22 protein-coding genes and 1 pseudogene are annotated in these 17,834 nt (G+C 38.8%); 12 read left to right on the top strand and 11 right to left on the bottom strand.

Annotation, left to right across the window (positions count from 1 at the left end; all coding sequences use genetic code 11):
- The first annotated feature begins 106 nt into the window (after nucleotides 1-106).
- From AC27JL_RS10845 to AC27JL_RS10825, 5 genes are all read left to right on the top strand, one after another.
- Nucleotides 107-1,108, top strand: a complete 1,002-nt coding sequence (locus AC27JL_RS10845; RefSeq protein ID WP_487195615.1) for a fatty acid desaturase — start codon at nucleotides 107-109, stop codon at nucleotides 1,106-1,108.
- 227 nt (nucleotides 1,109-1,335) lie between these two features.
- Nucleotides 1,336-2,625, top strand: a complete 1,290-nt coding sequence (locus AC27JL_RS10840) for a M20 family metallopeptidase (protein ID WP_305472946.1) — start codon at nucleotides 1,336-1,338, stop codon at nucleotides 2,623-2,625.
- 108 nt (nucleotides 2,626-2,733) lie between these two features.
- Nucleotides 2,734-3,141 (top strand): GFA family protein, encoded by a 408-nt coding sequence (locus AC27JL_RS10835; protein WP_033019588.1) that lies wholly within the window; start codon nucleotides 2,734-2,736, stop codon nucleotides 3,139-3,141.
- 12 nt (nucleotides 3,142-3,153) lie between these two features.
- Complete coding sequence (locus AC27JL_RS10830) at nucleotides 3,154-3,600, top strand: RidA family protein (protein ID WP_277053576.1); 447 nt, start codon at nucleotides 3,154-3,156, stop codon at nucleotides 3,598-3,600.
- A 66-nt stretch (nucleotides 3,601-3,666) separates the two neighbouring features.
- Entirely contained in the window at nucleotides 3,667-3,888 is a 222-nt protein-coding gene (locus AC27JL_RS10825; RefSeq protein ID WP_039038431.1) for a hypothetical protein, read from the top strand.
- A gap of 28 nt (nucleotides 3,889-3,916) precedes the next feature.
- On the opposite strand, the gene AC27JL_RS10820 is transcribed toward AC27JL_RS10825, so the two are convergent.
- The gene (locus tag AC27JL_RS10820) at nucleotides 3,917-5,977 is read right to left on the bottom strand and encodes a TonB-dependent receptor (RefSeq protein WP_487195614.1); all 2,061 of its coding nucleotides are present in this window, start codon (nucleotides 5,975-5,977) and stop codon (nucleotides 3,917-3,919) included.
- A gap of 98 nt (nucleotides 5,978-6,075) precedes the next feature.
- Entirely contained in the window at nucleotides 6,076-6,759 is a 684-nt protein-coding gene (locus AC27JL_RS10815) for a substrate-binding periplasmic protein (RefSeq protein WP_487195613.1), read from the bottom strand.
- Between the two features lie 119 nt (nucleotides 6,760-6,878).
- Between AC27JL_RS10815 and AC27JL_RS10810 the strand changes: the two genes are divergently transcribed.
- From AC27JL_RS10810 to AC27JL_RS10800, 3 genes are all read left to right on the top strand, one after another.
- Complete coding sequence (locus AC27JL_RS10810) at nucleotides 6,879-7,127, top strand: TIGR03643 family protein (protein WP_006793686.1); 249 nt, start codon at nucleotides 6,879-6,881, stop codon at nucleotides 7,125-7,127.
- 81 nt (nucleotides 7,128-7,208) lie between these two features.
- Entirely contained in the window at nucleotides 7,209-7,574 is a 366-nt protein-coding gene (locus AC27JL_RS10805) for a hypothetical protein (RefSeq protein WP_487195612.1), read from the top strand.
- 23 nt (nucleotides 7,575-7,597) lie between these two features.
- Nucleotides 7,598-8,674 carry an endonuclease/exonuclease/phosphatase family protein gene (locus AC27JL_RS10800; protein ID WP_487195611.1) on the top strand — a complete coding sequence of 359 codons (1,077 nt, stop codon included), beginning with the start codon at nucleotides 7,598-7,600 and terminating at the stop codon, nucleotides 8,672-8,674.
- A 27-nt stretch (nucleotides 8,675-8,701) separates the two neighbouring features.
- Here the strand turns inward: AC27JL_RS10800 and AC27JL_RS10795 are convergent.
- The 9 genes and pseudogenes from AC27JL_RS10795 to AC27JL_RS10755 form a co-directional block, all read right to left on the bottom strand.
- Nucleotides 8,702-8,860 (bottom strand): annotated as a pseudogene (locus AC27JL_RS10795) (transposase); the annotation flags it as partial.
- Nucleotides 8,861-8,943: 83 nt separating this feature from the next.
- A complete protein-coding gene (locus AC27JL_RS10790) occupies nucleotides 8,944-9,231 on the bottom strand; it encodes a hypothetical protein (RefSeq protein ID WP_006793683.1) in 288 nt (95 codons plus the stop codon).
- Nucleotides 9,232-9,358: 127 nt separating this feature from the next.
- Entirely contained in the window at nucleotides 9,359-9,655 is a 297-nt protein-coding gene (locus AC27JL_RS10785; RefSeq protein WP_243531549.1) for a hypothetical protein, read from the bottom strand.
- Between the two features lie 122 nt (nucleotides 9,656-9,777).
- On the bottom strand, nucleotides 9,778-10,107 hold the full coding sequence (locus AC27JL_RS10780) for a hypothetical protein (protein ID WP_277053569.1): 330 nt from the start codon (nucleotides 10,105-10,107) through the stop codon (nucleotides 9,778-9,780).
- 118 nt (nucleotides 10,108-10,225) lie between these two features.
- A complete protein-coding gene (locus AC27JL_RS10775) occupies nucleotides 10,226-10,600 on the bottom strand; it encodes a hypothetical protein (RefSeq protein ID WP_243531547.1) in 375 nt (124 codons plus the stop codon).
- 139 nt (nucleotides 10,601-10,739) lie between these two features.
- A complete protein-coding gene (locus tag AC27JL_RS10770) occupies nucleotides 10,740-11,192 on the bottom strand; it encodes a DMP19 family protein (protein WP_243531545.1) in 453 nt (150 codons plus the stop codon).
- A gap of 293 nt (nucleotides 11,193-11,485) precedes the next feature.
- Nucleotides 11,486-11,674 carry a hypothetical protein gene (locus tag AC27JL_RS10765; RefSeq protein WP_203986193.1) on the bottom strand — a complete coding sequence of 63 codons (189 nt, stop codon included), beginning with the start codon at nucleotides 11,672-11,674 and terminating at the stop codon, nucleotides 11,486-11,488.
- Nucleotides 11,675-11,951: 277 nt separating this feature from the next.
- Nucleotides 11,952-13,331 carry an NAD-dependent succinate-semialdehyde dehydrogenase gene (locus AC27JL_RS10760; protein ID WP_008126503.1) on the bottom strand — a complete coding sequence of 460 codons (1,380 nt, stop codon included), beginning with the start codon at nucleotides 13,329-13,331 and terminating at the stop codon, nucleotides 11,952-11,954.
- A gap of 215 nt (nucleotides 13,332-13,546) precedes the next feature.
- Nucleotides 13,547-14,062: an NUDIX hydrolase gene (locus tag AC27JL_RS10755; RefSeq protein WP_006793675.1), complete on the bottom strand. Its 516-nt coding sequence runs from the start codon at nucleotides 14,060-14,062 to the stop codon at nucleotides 13,547-13,549.
- A gap of 222 nt (nucleotides 14,063-14,284) precedes the next feature.
- On the opposite strand from AC27JL_RS10755, the gene AC27JL_RS10750 reads away from it, so the two are divergent.
- Genes AC27JL_RS10750 through AC27JL_RS10735 form a run of 4 tightly spaced genes read left to right on the top strand, consistent with a single transcriptional unit; the run spans nucleotide 14,285 to nucleotide 17,832 of the window.
- Nucleotides 14,285-15,628, top strand: coding sequence for a sigma-54-dependent transcriptional regulator (locus AC27JL_RS10750; protein WP_006793674.1), 1,344 nt, complete (start codon nucleotides 14,285-14,287; stop codon nucleotides 15,626-15,628).
- 13 nt (nucleotides 15,629-15,641) lie between these two features.
- Nucleotides 15,642-15,851 carry a hypothetical protein gene (locus tag AC27JL_RS10745; RefSeq protein WP_006793673.1) on the top strand — a complete coding sequence of 70 codons (210 nt, stop codon included), beginning with the start codon at nucleotides 15,642-15,644 and terminating at the stop codon, nucleotides 15,849-15,851.
- Between the two features lie 34 nt (nucleotides 15,852-15,885).
- Nucleotides 15,886-17,370 (top strand): sensor histidine kinase, encoded by a 1,485-nt coding sequence (locus AC27JL_RS10740; protein WP_277054656.1) that lies wholly within the window; start codon nucleotides 15,886-15,888, stop codon nucleotides 17,368-17,370.
- Nucleotides 17,371-17,832 carry a response regulator gene (locus AC27JL_RS10735; RefSeq protein WP_008126515.1) on the top strand — a complete coding sequence of 154 codons (462 nt, stop codon included), beginning with the start codon at nucleotides 17,371-17,373 and terminating at the stop codon, nucleotides 17,830-17,832. It abuts the gene before it with no gap.
- The last annotated feature ends 2 nt before the right edge of the window (nucleotides 17,833-17,834 follow it).

The following is a 17,834-nucleotide window of genomic DNA, read 5'->3' as shown; positions in this document are numbered from 1 at the left end:
TTTAAAAATTGATTTTTTGCTTAAATACAATGAAATCCAACTTAAATGTTTTAGCGTATAATGTAATTAAGTATCATGTTTACAACACGGTTTTAAGAACGTTCATATGACTCAGCTAAGTGCCAAACAAAATATTCAAGCAATTGTTAAAGCTATAAAAGCAGAAGAGGCAGTACTACGCCAAAAATACCCTTTGCTTGCTCATCAAAATACCATTGGACTTGTTATATTATTGCTCTCGTTGAGTGCTTTAATTGGCGTTGGTGTTTTGTATTATCTTGCCATTATTCCTGCATGGGCTTGTATTATTTTAGCAGCGATGGCGGCTTCGATTTCGCATGAACTTGAACACGATCTAATTCATAAGCAGTATTTTAGTAATCAGCCCATAATTCATAATTTTATGATGTTAACTGTTTGGTTAATGAGGCCAAACACTATTAGCCCATGGTATAGACGCAAAATGCATTTACATCATCATAAAACATCAGGTACAAAGCAAGATCTCGAAGAACGCTTGGTGGGTAATGGTATTAAAAACCCATTTATGCGTGTGCTTGTTATTGTAGACGGTTTGCTTGGTTTAGTTATTAATACCAAACGTTTTAGTAAAGAAATTAAAGGGTTTAGTTTTTTTAGCGTATTTAATGCGGGCTTTCCAGTAACAACTACATACTTCATTATTTTGTATAGCGTAATTATATTTCACACAGTTAACTTTTTTGTACCCATTGAAGCAAGCACTCCGGCACTAGCGTTAGAGGTTTTAAATGTGTTTGAATTTATGATGATTGTGTTAATTGTGCCTAATATAGTGCGTTCAAGCTCGCTTAATTTTGTCACATCAAGCATGCATTACTATGGCGGCGTTAATAACATGCTAGAGCAAACTCATGTACTAACAAGCCGTTTATTTATGCCGTTTCACTTGTTTTGTTTTAACTTTGGTAAAACACACACTATTCATCACTTTGTACCAAACCAACCTTTTTATCTGCGCCAAATGTTAAGTAAAAAAATACTCGACGTAATGCGTCAGCACAATGTACGGTTTAACGATTTTAACAGCATAAAAAATGCAAATGCTTATAAAGCCCAAGCTAATTAATGCAAAAGCAATTTGAGCTTTATTTTTAAAACCAATCGTATTTGCGATTGGTTTTTTTTAATTACATTTACCAATTAAATTAAGTTTTAGTATCGCAGAGTAAATCTATGTCGTCTGTGCGATTTAAGGATAGTGCATTTAAAATGGTGTAGGCTATAACTCAACAGCACTTTTCGATAACACTAAATCGGTTGTTGGGCTTCATTAAAATAATAAAGGAAAACAGGATGAAAAAATCACTACTTTCAGTGGCATTAGGTTTTGCTGCACTTGGTACGTTTAACGCGCAGGCAAACCTTGATCAACACGTTAAAAATGTAGAGCAGCAGGTAATTGAATGGCGACGTGACTTTCACCAAAACCCTGAGCTTGGTAATCGCGAAACACGTACCGCAGGCATTGTGGCTAAACACTTAAAGTCGTTAGGTATGCAAGTACAAACCGATATTGCTTACACCGGTGTTGTGGGAATTTTAAAAGGCGCAAAGCCAGGCCCTACGGTAATGCTACGTGCTGATATGGATGCACTACCTGTAACCGAAAAAACAGATGTGCCATTTAAATCAACCAAAACCACAAATTTCCGCGGTGTAGATGTGGGTGTAATGCATGCCTGTGGGCACGACACGCATGTAGCCATGTTGATGGGCGCAGCACAAGTATTGGCAGATATGAAAAGCGAGCTGCACGGTAATATTATGTTTGTTTTTCAGCCAGCTGAAGAGGGCGCACCTATTGGCGAGGAAGGCGGTGCAGAATTGATGCTCAAAGAGGGGATATTTACCAAATATAAACCCGACGTAGCATTTGGTCTTCACATAACATCGAGCTTACACAGCGGTAAAATTGGTTACAGAAGCGGCCCTGCTATGGCCAGTTCTGATAGGTTTGAAATTACTGTTAACGGCCGCCAAGCACATGGTTCAGCACCGTGGACTGGGGTTGACCCTATTGCAGCGGCTGCACAAATTGTAACGGGCGTTAACCATATTGTGAGCCGCCAAGTAAATATAACCAAAGAGCCCGCAATTGTGTCGTTTGGCAAAATAGCAGGTGGAGTGCGTAATAATATAATTCCTGAAAAAGTTGAAATGGTAGGTACAATTCGCAATTTTGATATGAATAATCGCGCGCAGATTTTTGAAAATATTAAAACAACCGCTACGCATATTGCTAAGTCGTCGGGGGCAACTGCCGATGTGCATATTCATGAAGGTTACCCGGTAACGGTGAATAACCCTGAGCTTACTGCGCAAATGCTGCCAACCCTTGCAAAAGCGGCGGGTAAAAATAACGTAGTGGAAATGGATAAGATTACAGGAGCAGAAGACTTTTCGTTTTATGCATTAGAAATCCCAAGTGTCTTTGTATTTTTAGGTGGTACGCCAAGTAGCCAAGATTTAAAAACGGTACCAAGTAATCATTCACCTTATTTTTATGCTGACGAATCATCGTTTAAAGTAGGGACTAAGGCATTAAGCCTGCTCGCTGTAGATTACTTAGATAGTAAAAAGTAGGCTGCTAACAATTGAGTTAGTAAAAGTCATAAGCTAACTCAATGTATTTTAAGCGCAGTGCGTAAAGATGTGTGAGGGCTTTATAGGCCTATGTTAGAGGATTATTATATGAAAATCACAGGAAGCTGTTTTTGTGGCGATATAACTTATGAGGCCACCACACAAAATAATAACGTAGTAGTATGTCATTGCAGTGATTGCCAACGGATGTCGAGTGGACCATTTAGAGCCGTTGTAATTGCAGATCCCAATTCGGTTGATTTTACAAAAGGACAACCGAAAGAGTATGTAAAAACAGCGCAAAGTGGCAATAAGCGAGCGCAAGGTTTTTGTGCCAATTGTGGTACATCACTTTATGCAACTAATGAGTCACCTATCGATCGTATATATGGGTTGCGTTTAGGTGCTGTTGATCAGCGAGAGCAATTTAAGCCTTCAGCACAAATTTGGTCAAAGTCAGCACTTACGTGGTTGGCCGATTTACATAAAATTCCTGCTTATGACACCACACCATAAGGTTAAGTTACTATGAAACCTACTTCTTTAATCACGTTATATATAAGCGCATTAATGTGCATAAGTGCCCATGCTAGTTCAAGCAATGTCGACTTTTTAAATACAGGCAAAGCTAACTCTAACTTACCATTTTCACAAATAGTAAAAGCCGGCAATACGCTTTATATGTCGGGACAAATAGGGATTAATCCTGAAACCGGTAAGTTAGCAGCGGGTGGTTTTGAAGGTGAAGCTAAACAAACACTTGAAAATATTAAACGCACTTTAGAGCAGCATAACTACAGCATGAGCAATATTGTAAAGTGCACCGTTATGCTTACCAATATTAACGACTTTAAAGCGTTTAACGCTATTTATACGCAATATTTTAGTGCGCCGTATCCAGCGCGTAGTGCATTTGCAGTAAAAGCGTTAGCGCTTGATTCTTTAGTAGAAGTTGAATGTATTGGCGCAATTTAGGAATAGTTTGAAAGTTTTGTCGCTAATTACGTGTCATATAATTAGTAACATTATCGGGATACAACCATGTGCAGTTCACCAAAAAGTAGTCGAGCAGTAAAAAAGTCAGCTATTCATTTCAATGACGAGCTTACTCAAGAGCAACGTATACGCTTTGCAGCAAAGGCTAACTTAGCACAAGAACGCAGAGAGCAACGGGAGCTTGCTAATTCCCGTTACGCTCAAAAGCACCCGCAAATTAAGTCATCAAAAGGTTTTTTTTCGTGGTTGCAGCAATGGGTTAACTAACATTAACCCACATTCTATTTATAGTTGCTTACCAAGAGTAAGATGCTGAAATCATTGCATTGCGTGGTTTACCCGGAAAATATCTATCGCCTGTAAAACTGGTGTAATCAGCTCGCTCTGCATACGCTTTATTGGTCACATTTATAATACGAGCCATAACTTCAATATTTTTTGTTGCTTGCCACTGGGCGCGTAAGCTAAGAACCGAATGGCCTTCGTATTCATTTAAGTTATCAGGGTCTGTGTAGTAATGGCCAACATGATGCCATTGAAGTGCAAATTGGGTGTTGTTACGTGCTTGCCACGTAATATCAATATTAGCAATGTTGCGTGGTGCGGTATCTATGTCGTTGCCATTTATGTTTAGGCCGTTAATAACTTGGTTGTTAGTGTAACTATGTTTAGCATGTGTACCTGCAAAGTTAACCGACACGTTATTGGGTAATTGATAATTAAGTTCAAGTTCCACACCTCGATGGCGAGAGCTGCCATCATTTACAGTGAAAAAGTCGCTATCACGGTAAATAGTATTGTGTTTACTCATAGCATATACAGATAAGCTGTAATTAAATGCACTGTATAATCCTTTTATACCAAACTCAGCGTTGTTAGCTATTTCTGGGTTTAAGTTAGCGGTGGTTTGCTCGCGTTGTAATTGATATAACTCAGCAGCTTGTGGCGCTCGGTAACCGCGAGAAAAGTTAGCGTAAAACGTGTTATTACTGTTGTATTGGTAACTTATTCCAAGTTTAGGTGAGGCATTACTAAAGCTATTTTTAGTGCTGGCAGGACGACTGTATCGGCACCCACCAAACCCGCACTCGCTACCATCTTCTTTTGTTCTACCCGCAAGCATATTATTTGTGTAGTCGTACTGCATGTGCTCGTAACGAACCCCGGCTGTTAATAGCCATTTATTTAATTGCCAATTCACGGATGCAAATGGTGCATAAAGTGTGGCATTGACGTCGTAATCGTAATGTTTACCCTGTGGCACGGTGGCCACTAAAAATGCCGAACCTTGCGTTGCCTCGTTTTGACTTTGTAAAAAGTCGGCTTGGGTGTACTCGCCATCTAAGCCTAAGTTCAGAGTTACATTGTTATTTATACTGTGCTTATAAAGCGATTGAACACCAATACCTGTTTGACTGTTTTTTTCAAGGGGTGTGCCTGGCAAAAAATGCTTAAAAAAGTCCATACTTTGATCGCGCATATACACAGTGGTAGAAAGTACATCGTTATTGGCTAATTGCCATGTTGCATTACTCCACGCTCGAAAAGATGTTGCCTTTCTGAATGCATCAGGATCGAAGTTTTGCTGTGCTATATCTTCATTTTTATAGCTTTCAAACCCAGTAATAAAACCAGCTGTTTGCTGATCTAAATGTGTATAAGTTATACCCGATGTGAGCAATAGATTATCGCGCTCTAGACGATGGCGTATATTTACTTTTTGTTGTTTAACGCTTTCATCATCACGGTACCCTGTATCGTCAGTAATACTGGCGTTTATGCCAATTCCGCTGTTCCCATAGTCTTGCCCTGCACGTAATTTAACGCGTGCATAGCCATATGAGCCATAATCTACGCCCAATAAACCGCCGCCTTGAGTTGTGTCGGGTGTTATTACATTAATAACACCATGCACAGCATTTGAGCCGTATAAAGCTGAGCCCGGCCCTTTTAACACCTCAATACGTTGGGCCATCTCACTATGCGATTCAAATAGCTCGTTAATATTACAAAAACCCGCAGCGCGAAGAGGAATACCATCTTCTAAAGTTAGCACACCACCACATGCGCCAGCCCCAGACAAAACTGGCGAGCGAAGCGCAGGCAAATATTCTTGTCCATTGCCGCGCTGTACATTAGCACCAGCAACGCGTTGCAGGGCTTCTTCAATGTGAGTGGGTGCAATACTTTTAAGTTGCGCCTCGGTTAGGGTAGAAATAGACAATGGAAGGGGTGTAGAAAGCGCTTCGACCCTCGATGCTGTGGTGGTAATAACTTCAATTGAGTCTGTACTTTTCTGATCAGCTACAACAGCTTGGCTAAACGGCAAAATGAGCGGCAAACAATAATATTTCATACATACCTAAAACGTTTGGGGAAATAGCTTGGTTAAATGATATGTGGTTTTTATAGGCTTTTAAACTTGTTGCGTTAAAGTGCATGTATAACCGTAAATTACTGTTCGTAATATTGCTTTATTTGCTTATCAATTAAATTTATATCGACTACACCCGGCTTAAATGCAATATAAACAGGTAAGCTGGATTCATTGAACTGACGAGCGTGAATGCCGACACTGTTTTTTGCAAACCAAAGCCCAGCTTGATAATTAGTGATTATAAAATCAACACGCTTTTTTTCTAATAACTTGAAAGAATCTGACGTTGAAAGTGTATGCATTATATTTTTAGGCAATATATTGTATTTATCAGCTATTTCATTAGGTAAGGCAACGCCTCGGAGCATAGCTATTCTAGTGCTAGAAAAGTCTTTGTTATTTAGGGTGCTTTTATCTAAAGCAAATAATCCAAATTTGGTCACATGTGTAGGGTGCTGAGTAAACTCTAAATGCTTTTCACGTAGGGTGTTTGTTGCTAAAGAGAAATAACAGTCGTAATAGTTAAGGGTCATTTCTTTTTTTACGCGTGCCCAAGGTAAGTGTATTACTTTAATGTTTAAGCCTAAGCTTTGATTTAAGTAATTTATCAGTTCAATGTCTGAACCCGTAAATGTGTTTTTTTGCTCATCAAAAATAGTATAAGGCGGGTAGTGAGTTGTAACGCAGCTTAATGTTTTACCTGACTCGGCAACTGCTGACGATGACGCCACTAAAGCGAAGATTAATAAAATAAAACGCATGACTAGCAAATCCATTTTCTTTTAAGTATATAAGCTATTTTTAAATTTTAAAGTGAGTGATGAAATTGATGATCTATGCGTTTTTAAGTCGCGTATAAATTTAATTTTTGGAACACACCATGTTTAACGCAGAGCAGCAATCACGCATTATTGAAATGGCGTGGGAAGATAGGACGCCATTCGAAGCCATTGAACAACTATACGGATTAAAATACCCTCAGCTCGTCGTTTTTATGCGAGAGCACATCTCTAAAGGGAGTTTTAAAGTGTGGCGTAAGCGCCACGCAGGGCGTAAAACTAAGCACTTAAAGTTACGCGATCCCGCTATTATGCGCAGTCATTGTAAAACTCAGTACAAACACCGTTAACACCGTAAATTTAAGCGCTATTTCATTTGATGTTCATCCTAGCTTGTTAGTCTTAGATGACTATTAGCACTGGAGATACTTATGCAAGCAGCTATTTACATCACACTCACCACACTTGCGCTGTCATCTTTTGGTGCACAGGCTAACCCAAACAAAGACAATCATGGCCAGCACCAAGGTAAAAAGGTTGGCCATAAAAAGCACAAGCATCATGATCATAACTCTCTTTCTAAAAAAGAGAAAAAGCAGCTACTTCGTGCAGAGTGGACTCCGCCAGGTAAAAATAAGCGTTACCATGCTGGTGATATTTTAGAGGTTGATATATACAAACGTGGTAGGGTTGTTGAACGTTCGAGAAATAATGGTACTGTAAGTATCGAAATCGACCGTAAAATTATCCACTTAGTACACGATACACGAGAAATCTTATCAATTTTGAGTCGCTAAATTAATTTAAAGGGATTTAAGTAATGCTTACATTGTTGGCTGTAACTACTGGCTTTTTTTTACTGGTAACTTTACTACCCATGTCATACAGCCAGCACTACTTGGTTAGAAGCTGCGATTTTGTTCGCTTACAAGTGTTTTATATTGCTGGTTTTATATTTGTTAGTTCACTATTTTTGTTATGGCTAAATAGTGATACGCACTATATTTATATTACGCTCGCATCTGTAATTATTATGGTTTTACAAGGTAAATGGATTTTTCCTTATACTTGGCTTGCAAAAAAAGAAGTACAAAGCGCGAGCAAAAACAGCGAGCATAGCATAAGAATAATGTCGGCTAATGTGCTTATGTCAAACCACAATAGTGAGCAATTAATAGCGTTGGTGAATCAGCACAAACCTGACTTACTCATTACACTTGAAAGCGATAGCTGGTGGGAAGAAAAGCTATCGGTCCTTAAAAAAGATTACCCTCATTATATTGAATGCCCTAAAGACAATCGCTATGGCATGCATTTATACAGCAAATTTAAATTACTCGATGCGCAAATATGTGAGCTCATTGAAGATGATATTCCTTCAATTCATATTTTATTTGAAAACGACGAAGGCCTTGAAATGCAAGGGCACTTTATTCACCCAGCACCACCAAGCCCAACTGAAGAAGATTCATCGCGCCCACGCGACTCAGAACTAATAATGGTTGCCAAAGCAGTTAAAAACCCAACTCGTCCAACAATCGTAGCGGGCGATTTAAACGACGTAGCATGGTCGCGCAGTACGCGATTATTTATGCAAATAAGTGGCTTTTTAGATCCCCGTAAAGGTCGCGGCTTTTATAACACATTCCACGCTGGTTACTTTTTTATGCGCTGGCCGCTCGACCACCTATTTCATAGCCAGGGTTTTAAGGTTAAGCGTATTGAGCGCTTAGCTAAATATGGCTCAGACCACTTTGCGCTGCTTACCGAGCTTTCTTATGAAAATGCCAGTCAGCAGTCATTAGAGGACAAACCCGACGAGTTAAAGCAAGAAGAAGTAGCAGAACTTACCATGAGCAAAGCCGATAAGCGAAAAGTCCCCAGGTTTGAAAAATAGTAATTGTTATTAGGTTGTGTAGGTCGGATAAGCGAAGCGCCAACGACTAAGCATTAACAGATAAATATCTAGCGCCTCGGCAACGTCCTTTGACATGACATCGTATCGTAAGCTTAGTTCGACTGCTTTGATTTTGAAATTAACGGGGTAAAACGATGTCTATCTAGATTGGGTATATCTAGGCATTTTAGCCTCCTCAAAATGATGAGGAGGAGTCTACTAAAATGGGTGAGGAGTAATTACCCTTTTGAGTGCCTTGTATCTCTTTATTACGCCAAGTCTTCTTTTTTGGTTGAAACAGCCAATAGTGATATTGAAGCGGCATAAGTAGAAAAGAAAGCGATATACGCCACACACAAACCGACTAAGCCGAAAACATTGCTTTCAATTGATATGTCATAAATTAAATATGCTGATATTGGTAATGAGATAATTGAAAAAGCTTTACCGCGAGAAAGGATCACTAGCTTATTTTTAATATAAGGAATTGCAAGGATCAATACTGGAATCAATAATAGCCCAGCAAATAAGATATCGATTTTAACTTCTGAATTCATTTAATGCTCCAATTCGTTTGAAATATAACGCTTCATCAAGAAGCGGTCTAGGCTTGCTAAACTTATGTGACGAAGGAACTCGCTCAAGCCGTGACGAGTCTTTCTTCAGTGACTTGTTATATTTATGTCACTTTAATACTTTATCTAAGTAAGGTTCGATTTCAGCACTTTCATCATTAGCGGTCTTAATCCCAAGAATGAGTATGGAAAGAGCAAACCAGCCAATAGCGAAACCAAAATTAAAAAGTATTAAGAAGACTAAAGCTGGTATTCCGCACCAAAGAAACATAATTAGCAACCGGCGAGAAATATTTATAGGTTTGTCTTCTCTGAATTGTTTAACTGCGCTATTTACGATCTCTATTTTTTCACTTTGCTTGAGACCTTTTAATCTTTTGTCATCATATAAATTAAAATAAAACATTAAACCTCCTTGTAAATATAACGCTTTGCTAAGGGGCAATTGAGTGTTGGCTATACTTGCGCGAAGCGCCAAGCCAACTGTTAATTGTCCCTGTGAGTTTACGAACGAACTTGAGCAACTTGTTAGGCATACTTATCACCACCTTCCCAAGATACTTGTACGGAATAACCATGAAAGTGAAGAATAATACCTTCTCCCATTTCAGCTCCATTGCTAAATGTTTGCTCGCTGTTTTCAAAATTTATATCGCCACTGTAGTCACATGGTCCAAAAGAATAACCACTAGTATTTAGTTCATCAACCAGTGCATTCACTCTCTCAGTTAAAAAGCGTGCTAAATGCTCACGACCATGATCTTTTTCATTTTCAAAATCATTACGGAGTTTATGATTTAACTCTTCCTGAATTTTGAGCATTTCAGAATAGTGCTCATTATTGGCAATATCTCTCATTCTTTCCCTGTATGCCTAACGCTCCGCATAAATGGCGGATAACAGTTGGCTAAACTTAGCGAAGAATGAGCGCCAGCCAACTGTTAGGCGTCCATTTTAATGCGTTTGTTAGGAGTGCCTACTCCTGATATCTAGAGATAGCGAGTTTTTTAGCTTTCTCAACTGCTACAACACCACTATCTAAAAGGATTTTACCTAATATTTCATCGCTTCTTTGAGAAGCCATGTTTGAATATTTATTCCCAATTTTTTGCGCGACATAACACCATGCATAAGCTTCTTGTAAGTCTAGTATTGGTTTTTCAGTTGATAATGAAACACACAAACCAAACGGAGCGAATTCGTATTTAAATTTCGCTGACTCTAGTAGGAACTCAAGTCCCAAATTAGGATCAAATTCCTTTCTGTCTTCTTTAAATAGCTCTGTACCGATCACGAACAATTGCTCTGGCGTATATTTGCTTTTATCTTCTGCAAATACGGTACCTGACATTAGCAACGATAGTAAAAAAATATGCAGCCTCATCAGCACTCCTAACGCCCCTATTAAACGGCACAGACTTGTGGCCTACACTTTGTGAGGCACGAACAATGGCCGCGAGTATGGGGCCGGTTGAATGGATTGTTATGTTTTACTTTACTCTAAAGTTATTTAGCATTTTATAAAAGTCCTCTTGATATTCATAAAAGCTAGAATCTAACTTACCCAGTTCATCAATTTTCTTGTCTTCTTCAATTTCCAATTCCATTTGTCTATCAGTGCGAGTTAGAGGTAGTGAACCAGAAAAAGCAATATCGATAGCCTGTTTAAGCAATTTTGCTGTCTCGGTAGCGCCTATTTTATTCAATGAATCCAAAGCCAACCCTGCATTATCACCTGCGGAATTCCAAAAATATTGATGAAACCCTCCGTTGCTTACTTCAGCTTCCAACCACCAAATAGCAAATATGGCCTTTTCTTTTTCACTCAAACCATCGATGCCAACAAGTTGATATTTCAACTCAACGGAATCGTAAGACTCTGGATATTTTTCAGCCAATGCAACACCTGATATAAAAAGGAAAACAATAAAAATTTTACTCATAATTACTCGTAAAACATAACAATTTAATCAAAGGACACTTTCCCCATATTTGCGTAAAAAGGTCCTTATTTTATGAGTTTCTATTATTAGCAAATAGTGTAACTTATTGCCAGCTATAAATATTATGCTTAATGTAGGTTATTTAAGCATGTAGAAAAAAGGAAAGTTTCCTCTTATTATTCCCAAACTAGCGCTCACCTTGGTAAAGGTTGCTTTGCATTGTGAATTCATCGTTGCCTTTTAGGCCAACCCTCGGGTTTTTATCTTATTTTTAAGCTCTGATTTTGTCGCATTTATAGTGTTTTTCTAGCTTGCTCAATACATTCAAACTTTTTACTTGAAACGCTTTTTATGTTTTTTTCACCACCGCATTCAATGGCAGCCATTTTTTTGTGGTTATATGCATTGTAGGTTTGTGCTAAAGCACCTGCTGACAATGCAACCGCTGCAATAACGACTAATTTTTTTATCGTTTTATTCATATTTAATCCTTTATGCTGCTCTACTTAATTGAGACTTTTGCTATTAAGGCACTCAGCTTTTTATGAAATATTTAATGAGTAGTAAATAAGTTAGCAGCCATTAAGCTGGCTTAAAACCCTAAATTTGTAACAGTGTATGTTTGCTAAACTATTTTTGATTATTAGCGCTTAGCGAGCTTTTATTTGTTAAGCATAAAAAAGCCTAAAAGCGGCAGTTCGCTTTTAGGCTTAATATTTATTGCTGCTATTTTATTCAATAACAGGTATGTTGCATTTATTATGCGTTGGCAATCATAATGCTCTTAATATTCACAAATTCGCGCATACCAAAGCCACCATGCTCTCGGCCGTAGCCACTTTCTTTAACACCACCAAACGGTAGGTTAGGCTGTGCAAGGCCGTAACCGTTAATGTTGATCATACCGGTGTCAAAGTGCTTTTTAGCCAGTTCGATGGCTTTTTTCTCATCCTTTGAAAAAATACCACCGCCTAAACCATAGCGAGAGTCGTTGGCAATGCGCATAGCATCGTCGTTGTCTTTTGCTTTAATAAGTGAAGCGACAGGGCCAAATAATTCGTCGTCGTATGCGGGCATACCCGGCGATAAGTTATCGAGAATTGTAGGCGGGTAGTAGTAACCCGTTTGCGATGGAATTTCACCACCCGTTACAATATTTGCACCTGCTTTAACCGATTGCATGACTTGGTCATGAATACCGTCGCGTAAATCTTCACGTGCCATTGGGCCAAGGTCTGTGTCATCAGCCATGGGGTCACCCATTTTAAGGGCTTCAAATTGTTCTTTAATTTGTGCTTTAAAGTCATCGTAAAGTGACTCAACTACAACAAAACGTTTTGCTGATACACAGGTTTCACCGTTGTTGATCATACGTCCTGTTACACAGGTTTTAACGGCAAGTTCTAAATCGGCATCATCCAGTACTAAGTAAGCATCGTTACTGCCAAGCTCCAGTACTGTTTTTTTAACGTGTTTACCGGCTTCTTCGGCTACTTTTTTACCCGTACCATCACTGCCTGTAAAGGTTACACCGCTAATTGCTTTGTGGGCAATTAGGCTGCTTGCTGTTTTACCATCAATAAGTAAATTGCTAAAGCAATGCTCCGGGAAACCGGCTTGTTTAAATAGGGCTTCGATTTTTTCAGCCATGCCAAAAACGTTACCTGCGTGCTTAAGCACGGTCGTGTTACCGGCCATAATGTTAGCTACGCTGTAGCGAATAACTTGATAAAGCGGGAAGTTCCAAGGTTGAATGCCTAATAAAACGCCCGTAGGTTGGTAACTAATAATGGCGCGGCCACCGTCCATGTCTCGTTCTTCGTCCGCTAAAACTTGTGGGCCGTTTTCAGCTGTATAACGACAAATTCCGGCACATAGTTCAACTTCTTGAAAGCCTTGCTCGTAAACTTTACCCATTTCTTCGGTCATTAATTTAGCAATGGCTTCTTTTTGTTCTTCAAAAAGTGTTGCGAGGGCATTTAAATGTTTTGCGCGTTCGCTAAATGACGTTAAACGCCACTTTAAATATGTTTCGTGAGATTTTTCGATTACTTGCTCAGCCTCATGTTGAGAAAGTAGCGTGTAGGTATCGATGGTTTGCTCAGTTGCCGGATTAATCGTTTTAACTGTATTGCTCATTCCTATCTCCTTACAATTTATGTAAGCAGATAGGTGCAAATCAAAGGCCAATATAATCGCAGGAATGGTTTTGTTTTAACTTGTTGATTGTTATTGGCTATTTTATTTTTAAAGTCTTGTTTTACTTTTTTAATTTATAATTTTGTAAATTAGATAAAGTAAAAAGTACTGGTCAGTGCAAAATTTACAAACTGATTAATAAATTATACTTGGCTTTAAAATAGCGTTTGTGCAATTTGTTTGAGCAGGTAGGTTTCTCGTAAAATAGAAAGGCCTTGTTTTTCACTATTGGCTAATGTGCGTTCGTTATGTGCAATTGCATCGTTTATATCAACCCACTTTGCGGTCATGCCATTTTGCTGTTCGTAGTGCTCTAATTTTGCTTTGCCAAATTCATCGGCAATATTACACACGTAGCAATACGATTTGATATGAATAATATCAAAGTCGTTTTTATACCAAGGGCGATACTCTTCGTAGAGACCAAAATCTTTAACCACAGTAATATTTTTAGCGCCGGTTTCTTCGCTCAACTCGCGAATTAAGCCTTGTTCAATGCTTTCGCCCTCATCTACACCACCGCCAGGTAGGCTATAATCTTCATAACGATTTGTGTACATAAGTAATATTTTATTGTTTTTTATTACAATGGCACGAGCGGTAATACGTGTGAAATGAGTGCCTTGGTTTATATTAATACCAGAGTGGATTAAGGTTTTTAATTGCTGCATTTCATCTCCTTTTATTAACATACGAGTATATCAGCTGTATAAGTGTTACTTGCAAATAAAAATTGTTTTTATTGTGATCGTTATGCTTTCAGCTTACGTAAATAGAGGGTTGATATAATAGGACAATAAATCATTTAAGTTATTTTAAAAGATTAGCTCAATACGCACCTTTAAATTAGTTCTTAGGGTGCGTAGAATAAAAAAAAAGAACAGGGATTTATCATGTTAAACATACTTTTAGTAGATGATGACGTTGAATTTAGTGACGTTGTTTGCCACATAGTCGAATTCCTCGGCCACAATATAAGCACCGCAACCAGTTTAAAAGAAGCACACCAATGGTTTGAAAATAATACCTTTGATCATGTGTTACTTGATTTCATGTTACCTGATGGAAGCGGACTTCATTTGCTTGACCATTTAAAAATAATTGGCCAATCTCCAAAAATTACACTCATATCGGGCCACCCTTCAGTGAAGGGAATATTGGCTGATATGTGTGAGCCTAATATTGGGCACCTTCTAAAACCCCTTCAACGCGAAGATTTAGAGCTTGTTTTAAATGGCCCTAAAAAAGTAGCCGTTAAAAAGGCAAAAACCAGTGGTATTACGCGTCATTTTGGCAGCTTAATTGGCGAGTCAGAGCCAATGCACAAACTTTACAATATGATTGAGCGAGTAGCCAAAACAAATGCCAATGTCATGTTAATGGGCGAAAGTGGCGCAGGTAAAGAAGTTGTGGCTCAGGCAATACACAATGCCAGCCAGTGCGAAGGCCCATTAGTGGCTAGTAACTGTGGTGCACTTTCGAAAGAGCTGATTGGCAGTGAATTATTTGGCCATGAAAAAGGCGCATTTACAGGTGCAATTGCGCGCAAAGAAGGGGTGTTTGAGCAATCAAACGACGGTACTTTGTTTTTAGATGAAGTAACCGAAATGCCAATTGATATGCAGCCTAATTTATTACGTGTTCTTGAGACTAAAAAAGTAACGCGTGTAGGGGGCAATAAAGAAATTCCAACCAATTGTCGAGTAATCTCTGCAACTAACCGAACGTTAGAAGACTTGGCTCAAAACAACGTTATTCGTGAAGATATTTACTTTAGACTCGCAGTGTTTCCTATTGATATTCCGCCTTTAAGAGATCGAAAAGACGATATTCCACTGTTAGCAAAAGCATTTTTAGATCAGCTAAACGATGAGAATGGCACCGCATTTAGTTGGACTGCTGCACAGCTTAAAGAGCTGCAAAGTTATGAGTGGCCGGGCAATGTGCGTGAAATTCGCCATGCTATTCACCGTGCCTTTATCATGAGTGACCCTAAATCAGGCGAAGTGACACTGCCAGATAATCTAGAGTCGCCATTTTCACGTGTAAATAATCAAAGTGCTGATAACGCAGTGTCGGCTGGACAAACCATAGAAGAAGTTGAAAAAGAGCTCATTCATGCAACGCTCGACAAGGTACAAGGGAATAAAACACTTGCCGCACAAATGCTAGGAATTAGCACTAAAACACTTTATAACCGCCTTAATGCTTACGGTGGTATTGGCGAGTATAAATAAGTTGAGAGGTAACATGACACAGAACAATCAACCGGAGCCGCTTAATAAATTAGTTCATGACGCAAGAGCCCCTTTAAATCGTATTTCAATGAATGCTGAGCTAATTAAGTTAGTACTTGAAAACGATATGCCAAAAGAAAAGGCACTCGAGGCACTAAATAAAATTATTAGCAATTGCCAACAATGCAGTGAAAGCTTACAAAAAATTGTTGATTCACAATGATGAAAGCGTGTTTTATGCGCAAACAGGAAAGTAAATAAGCATGCAAAAACAACAAGGTAAAGCGAATGTTACGTGGGCGGCTTTTATAGTTGTGTTGTTATCTATTATTGTGGGCAATGCATTTTTGGCATTAAATACAATTCAAGGGTTAACCCAAACACAAAAAAGCTTAGACAACACTAGCATGCTAAGTTCGGCAATAGAGCAATTGCATTTATCTATTGTACAGGCTGAGTCTGGGCAGCGTGGCTATTTATTAACGGAAGAAGATGATTACCTTACACCTTACTTCGATGCAATTGGCCAGTTAGAAGCACAAATAGATCATGTTAAATCACTGCATTCGGAAATTGATGGCCAATCAGAGCGGATAGCACAGCTACTTGTTCTGGCAGAAAGCAAAATTAAAGAGCTTAAAAAAACAGTTAACTTAGCGCTTGATGATAAAGAGCGCCGTGCTTTAGCTATTTTAAATACCCACAACGGCCGAGAGCTTTACAAGCAAATTCGTGAACGTGTAAATGATATACAAGATCGCGAACTACTGTTTAAAGTGAGCCATTTTTCAAAGCTTGCTCAAATCAAAAACGAGGCCAAAATTACGTTTGCGATTACCGCGATTACTAGTGCAATACTGATTATAGGCATGTTTGTAATGACACGCTTAAACCTCAGAAATGCCGCTCAATATCGATTTGATCTTGAGAAACAAAACGAAACATTGGCTAGTAAAGTATCTGAACGCACGCAAGAGCTAACCTTGTATTCAGACGAGTTAAGCAGAAGTAACCGGGAGTTGGAAGAGTTTGCTTTTGTGGCAAGCCATGATTTGCAGGAACCTCTTCGAAAAATTCAAGCATTTAGTGACCGGTTAGAAACCATGTTCAAAGATGATTTAGGCGAAAAAGGCTTGGATTATATTGGCCGTATGAAAAACGCCGCACAGCGAATGTCGAACTTAATTAACGACTTGTTAGAGTTTTCGCGTGTTACTACGCGTGGTAAAGACTTTGATGATACTAACTTAAATGAAGTAGTTGACGATATTCTTAGCGACTTAGAGATTGCAATAAAAGAGTCAGATGCACAAATTGAAGTGGCAGAGTTGCCTGTTATTCAAGCAGATAAAAGCCAAATGCAGCAACTTTTTTTAAACTTACTCTCGAATGCGGTTAAGTTTAGACGCCAAGATGTGAGTCCGCATATAAAAATTAGTTACGAACATGAGGCTATTTTTAATGAAGATCACAATGCAGAATTAAGCTTTCAAGTAATTACCATAAAGGATAATGGCATAGGGTTCTCTCAAGACTATGCTGATAAAATATTTGTACCGTTTCAGCGTTTGCATGGTCGCTCACAATATAAAGGGACAGGTATTGGTCTTTCTGTGTGCAGACGGATTGTAGAGCGCCATGGCGGTACTATTACAGCTCAAAGTAAAGACGGTGAAGGTGCAACCTTCATTATAAAACTACCAGTGGAAGCTGCGCTTTTCACCTTGCAAGGAGAGGCTTAAATGCCCTACACAAAAGTTAAACCAATTACTATTTTAATGGCTGACGACGACGAAGATGATCGTTTATTAACGCAAGATGCACTTGCTGAAAGCCGAGTACTTAACGAGCTGCACTTTGTAGAAGATGGTGTTGAGTTACTTGAGTATTTGGAGCGCAAAGGAAAGTTTGCTGATAAAGAAGTATCGCCGCGTCCTGGGCTAATTTTACTTGATTTGAACATGCCAAGAATGGATGGCCGCGAGGCGTTAGAGGCGATTAAAGCAAACCCAAATTTAAAAGGGATTCCAGTTGTTATTTTAACCACATCGAAACAAGAAGAAGATATGGTTAAAGGGTATAACTTAGGTGCAGCTTCATACATTACTAAGCCTGTAACTTTTGATGGCTTAGTTGATTTGATGAAAACCCTTGGGAAATATTGGGTTGAGTTTGTAGAGTTGCCAAGTACGTTTAACGATTAATG

Source organism: Pseudoalteromonas sp. 4NS20-0020, assembly GCF_057554385.1.
The sequence above is the reverse complement of the archived record's forward strand: the minus strand, read 5'-3'. Positions and strand labels throughout refer to the sequence as shown.

Bases quoted from the DNA above. Each gene is read 5' to 3' on its own strand.
- AC27JL_RS10845 (WP_487195615.1), top strand. From the start codon at position 107: ATGACTCAGCTAAGTGCCAAACAAAATATTCAAGCAATTGTTAAAGCT.
- AC27JL_RS10840 (WP_305472946.1), top strand. From the start codon at position 1,336: ATGAAAAAATCACTACTTTCAGTGGCATTAGGTTTTGCTGCACTTGGT.
- AC27JL_RS10835 (WP_033019588.1), top strand. From the start codon at position 2,734: ATGAAAATCACAGGAAGCTGTTTTTGTGGCGATATAACTTATGAGGCC.
- AC27JL_RS10830 (WP_277053576.1), top strand. From the start codon at position 3,154: ATGAAACCTACTTCTTTAATCACGTTATATATAAGCGCATTAATGTGC.
- AC27JL_RS10825 (WP_039038431.1), top strand. From the start codon at position 3,667: ATGTGCAGTTCACCAAAAAGTAGTCGAGCAGTAAAAAAGTCAGCTATT.
- AC27JL_RS10820 (WP_487195614.1), bottom strand. From the start codon at position 5,977: ATGAAATATTATTGTTTGCCGCTCATTTTGCCGTTTAGCCAAGCTGTT.
- AC27JL_RS10815 (WP_487195613.1), bottom strand. From the start codon at position 6,759: ATGCGTTTTATTTTATTAATCTTCGCTTTAGTGGCGTCATCGTCAGCA.
- AC27JL_RS10810 (WP_006793686.1), top strand. From the start codon at position 6,879: ATGTTTAACGCAGAGCAGCAATCACGCATTATTGAAATGGCGTGGGAA.
- AC27JL_RS10805 (WP_487195612.1), top strand. From the start codon at position 7,209: ATGCAAGCAGCTATTTACATCACACTCACCACACTTGCGCTGTCATCT.
- AC27JL_RS10800 (WP_487195611.1), top strand. From the start codon at position 7,598: ATGCTTACATTGTTGGCTGTAACTACTGGCTTTTTTTTACTGGTAACT.
- AC27JL_RS10790 (WP_006793683.1), bottom strand. From the start codon at position 9,231: ATGAATTCAGAAGTTAAAATCGATATCTTATTTGCTGGGCTATTATTG.
- AC27JL_RS10785 (WP_243531549.1), bottom strand. From the start codon at position 9,655: ATGTTTTATTTTAATTTATATGATGACAAAAGATTAAAAGGTCTCAAG.
- AC27JL_RS10780 (WP_277053569.1), bottom strand. From the start codon at position 10,107: ATGAGAGATATTGCCAATAATGAGCACTATTCTGAAATGCTCAAAATT.
- AC27JL_RS10775 (WP_243531547.1), bottom strand. From the start codon at position 10,600: ATGTCAGGTACCGTATTTGCAGAAGATAAAAGCAAATATACGCCAGAG.
- AC27JL_RS10770 (WP_243531545.1), bottom strand. From the start codon at position 11,192: ATGAGTAAAATTTTTATTGTTTTCCTTTTTATATCAGGTGTTGCATTG.
- AC27JL_RS10765 (WP_203986193.1), bottom strand. From the start codon at position 11,674: ATGAATAAAACGATAAAAAAATTAGTCGTTATTGCAGCGGTTGCATTG.
- AC27JL_RS10760 (WP_008126503.1), bottom strand. From the start codon at position 13,331: ATGAGCAATACAGTTAAAACGATTAATCCGGCAACTGAGCAAACCATC.
- AC27JL_RS10755 (WP_006793675.1), bottom strand. From the start codon at position 14,062: ATGCAGCAATTAAAAACCTTAATCCACTCTGGTATTAATATAAACCAA.
- AC27JL_RS10750 (WP_006793674.1), top strand. From the start codon at position 14,285: ATGTTAAACATACTTTTAGTAGATGATGACGTTGAATTTAGTGACGTT.
- AC27JL_RS10745 (WP_006793673.1), top strand. From the start codon at position 15,642: ATGACACAGAACAATCAACCGGAGCCGCTTAATAAATTAGTTCATGAC.
- AC27JL_RS10735 (WP_008126515.1), top strand. From the start codon at position 17,371: ATGCCCTACACAAAAGTTAAACCAATTACTATTTTAATGGCTGACGAC.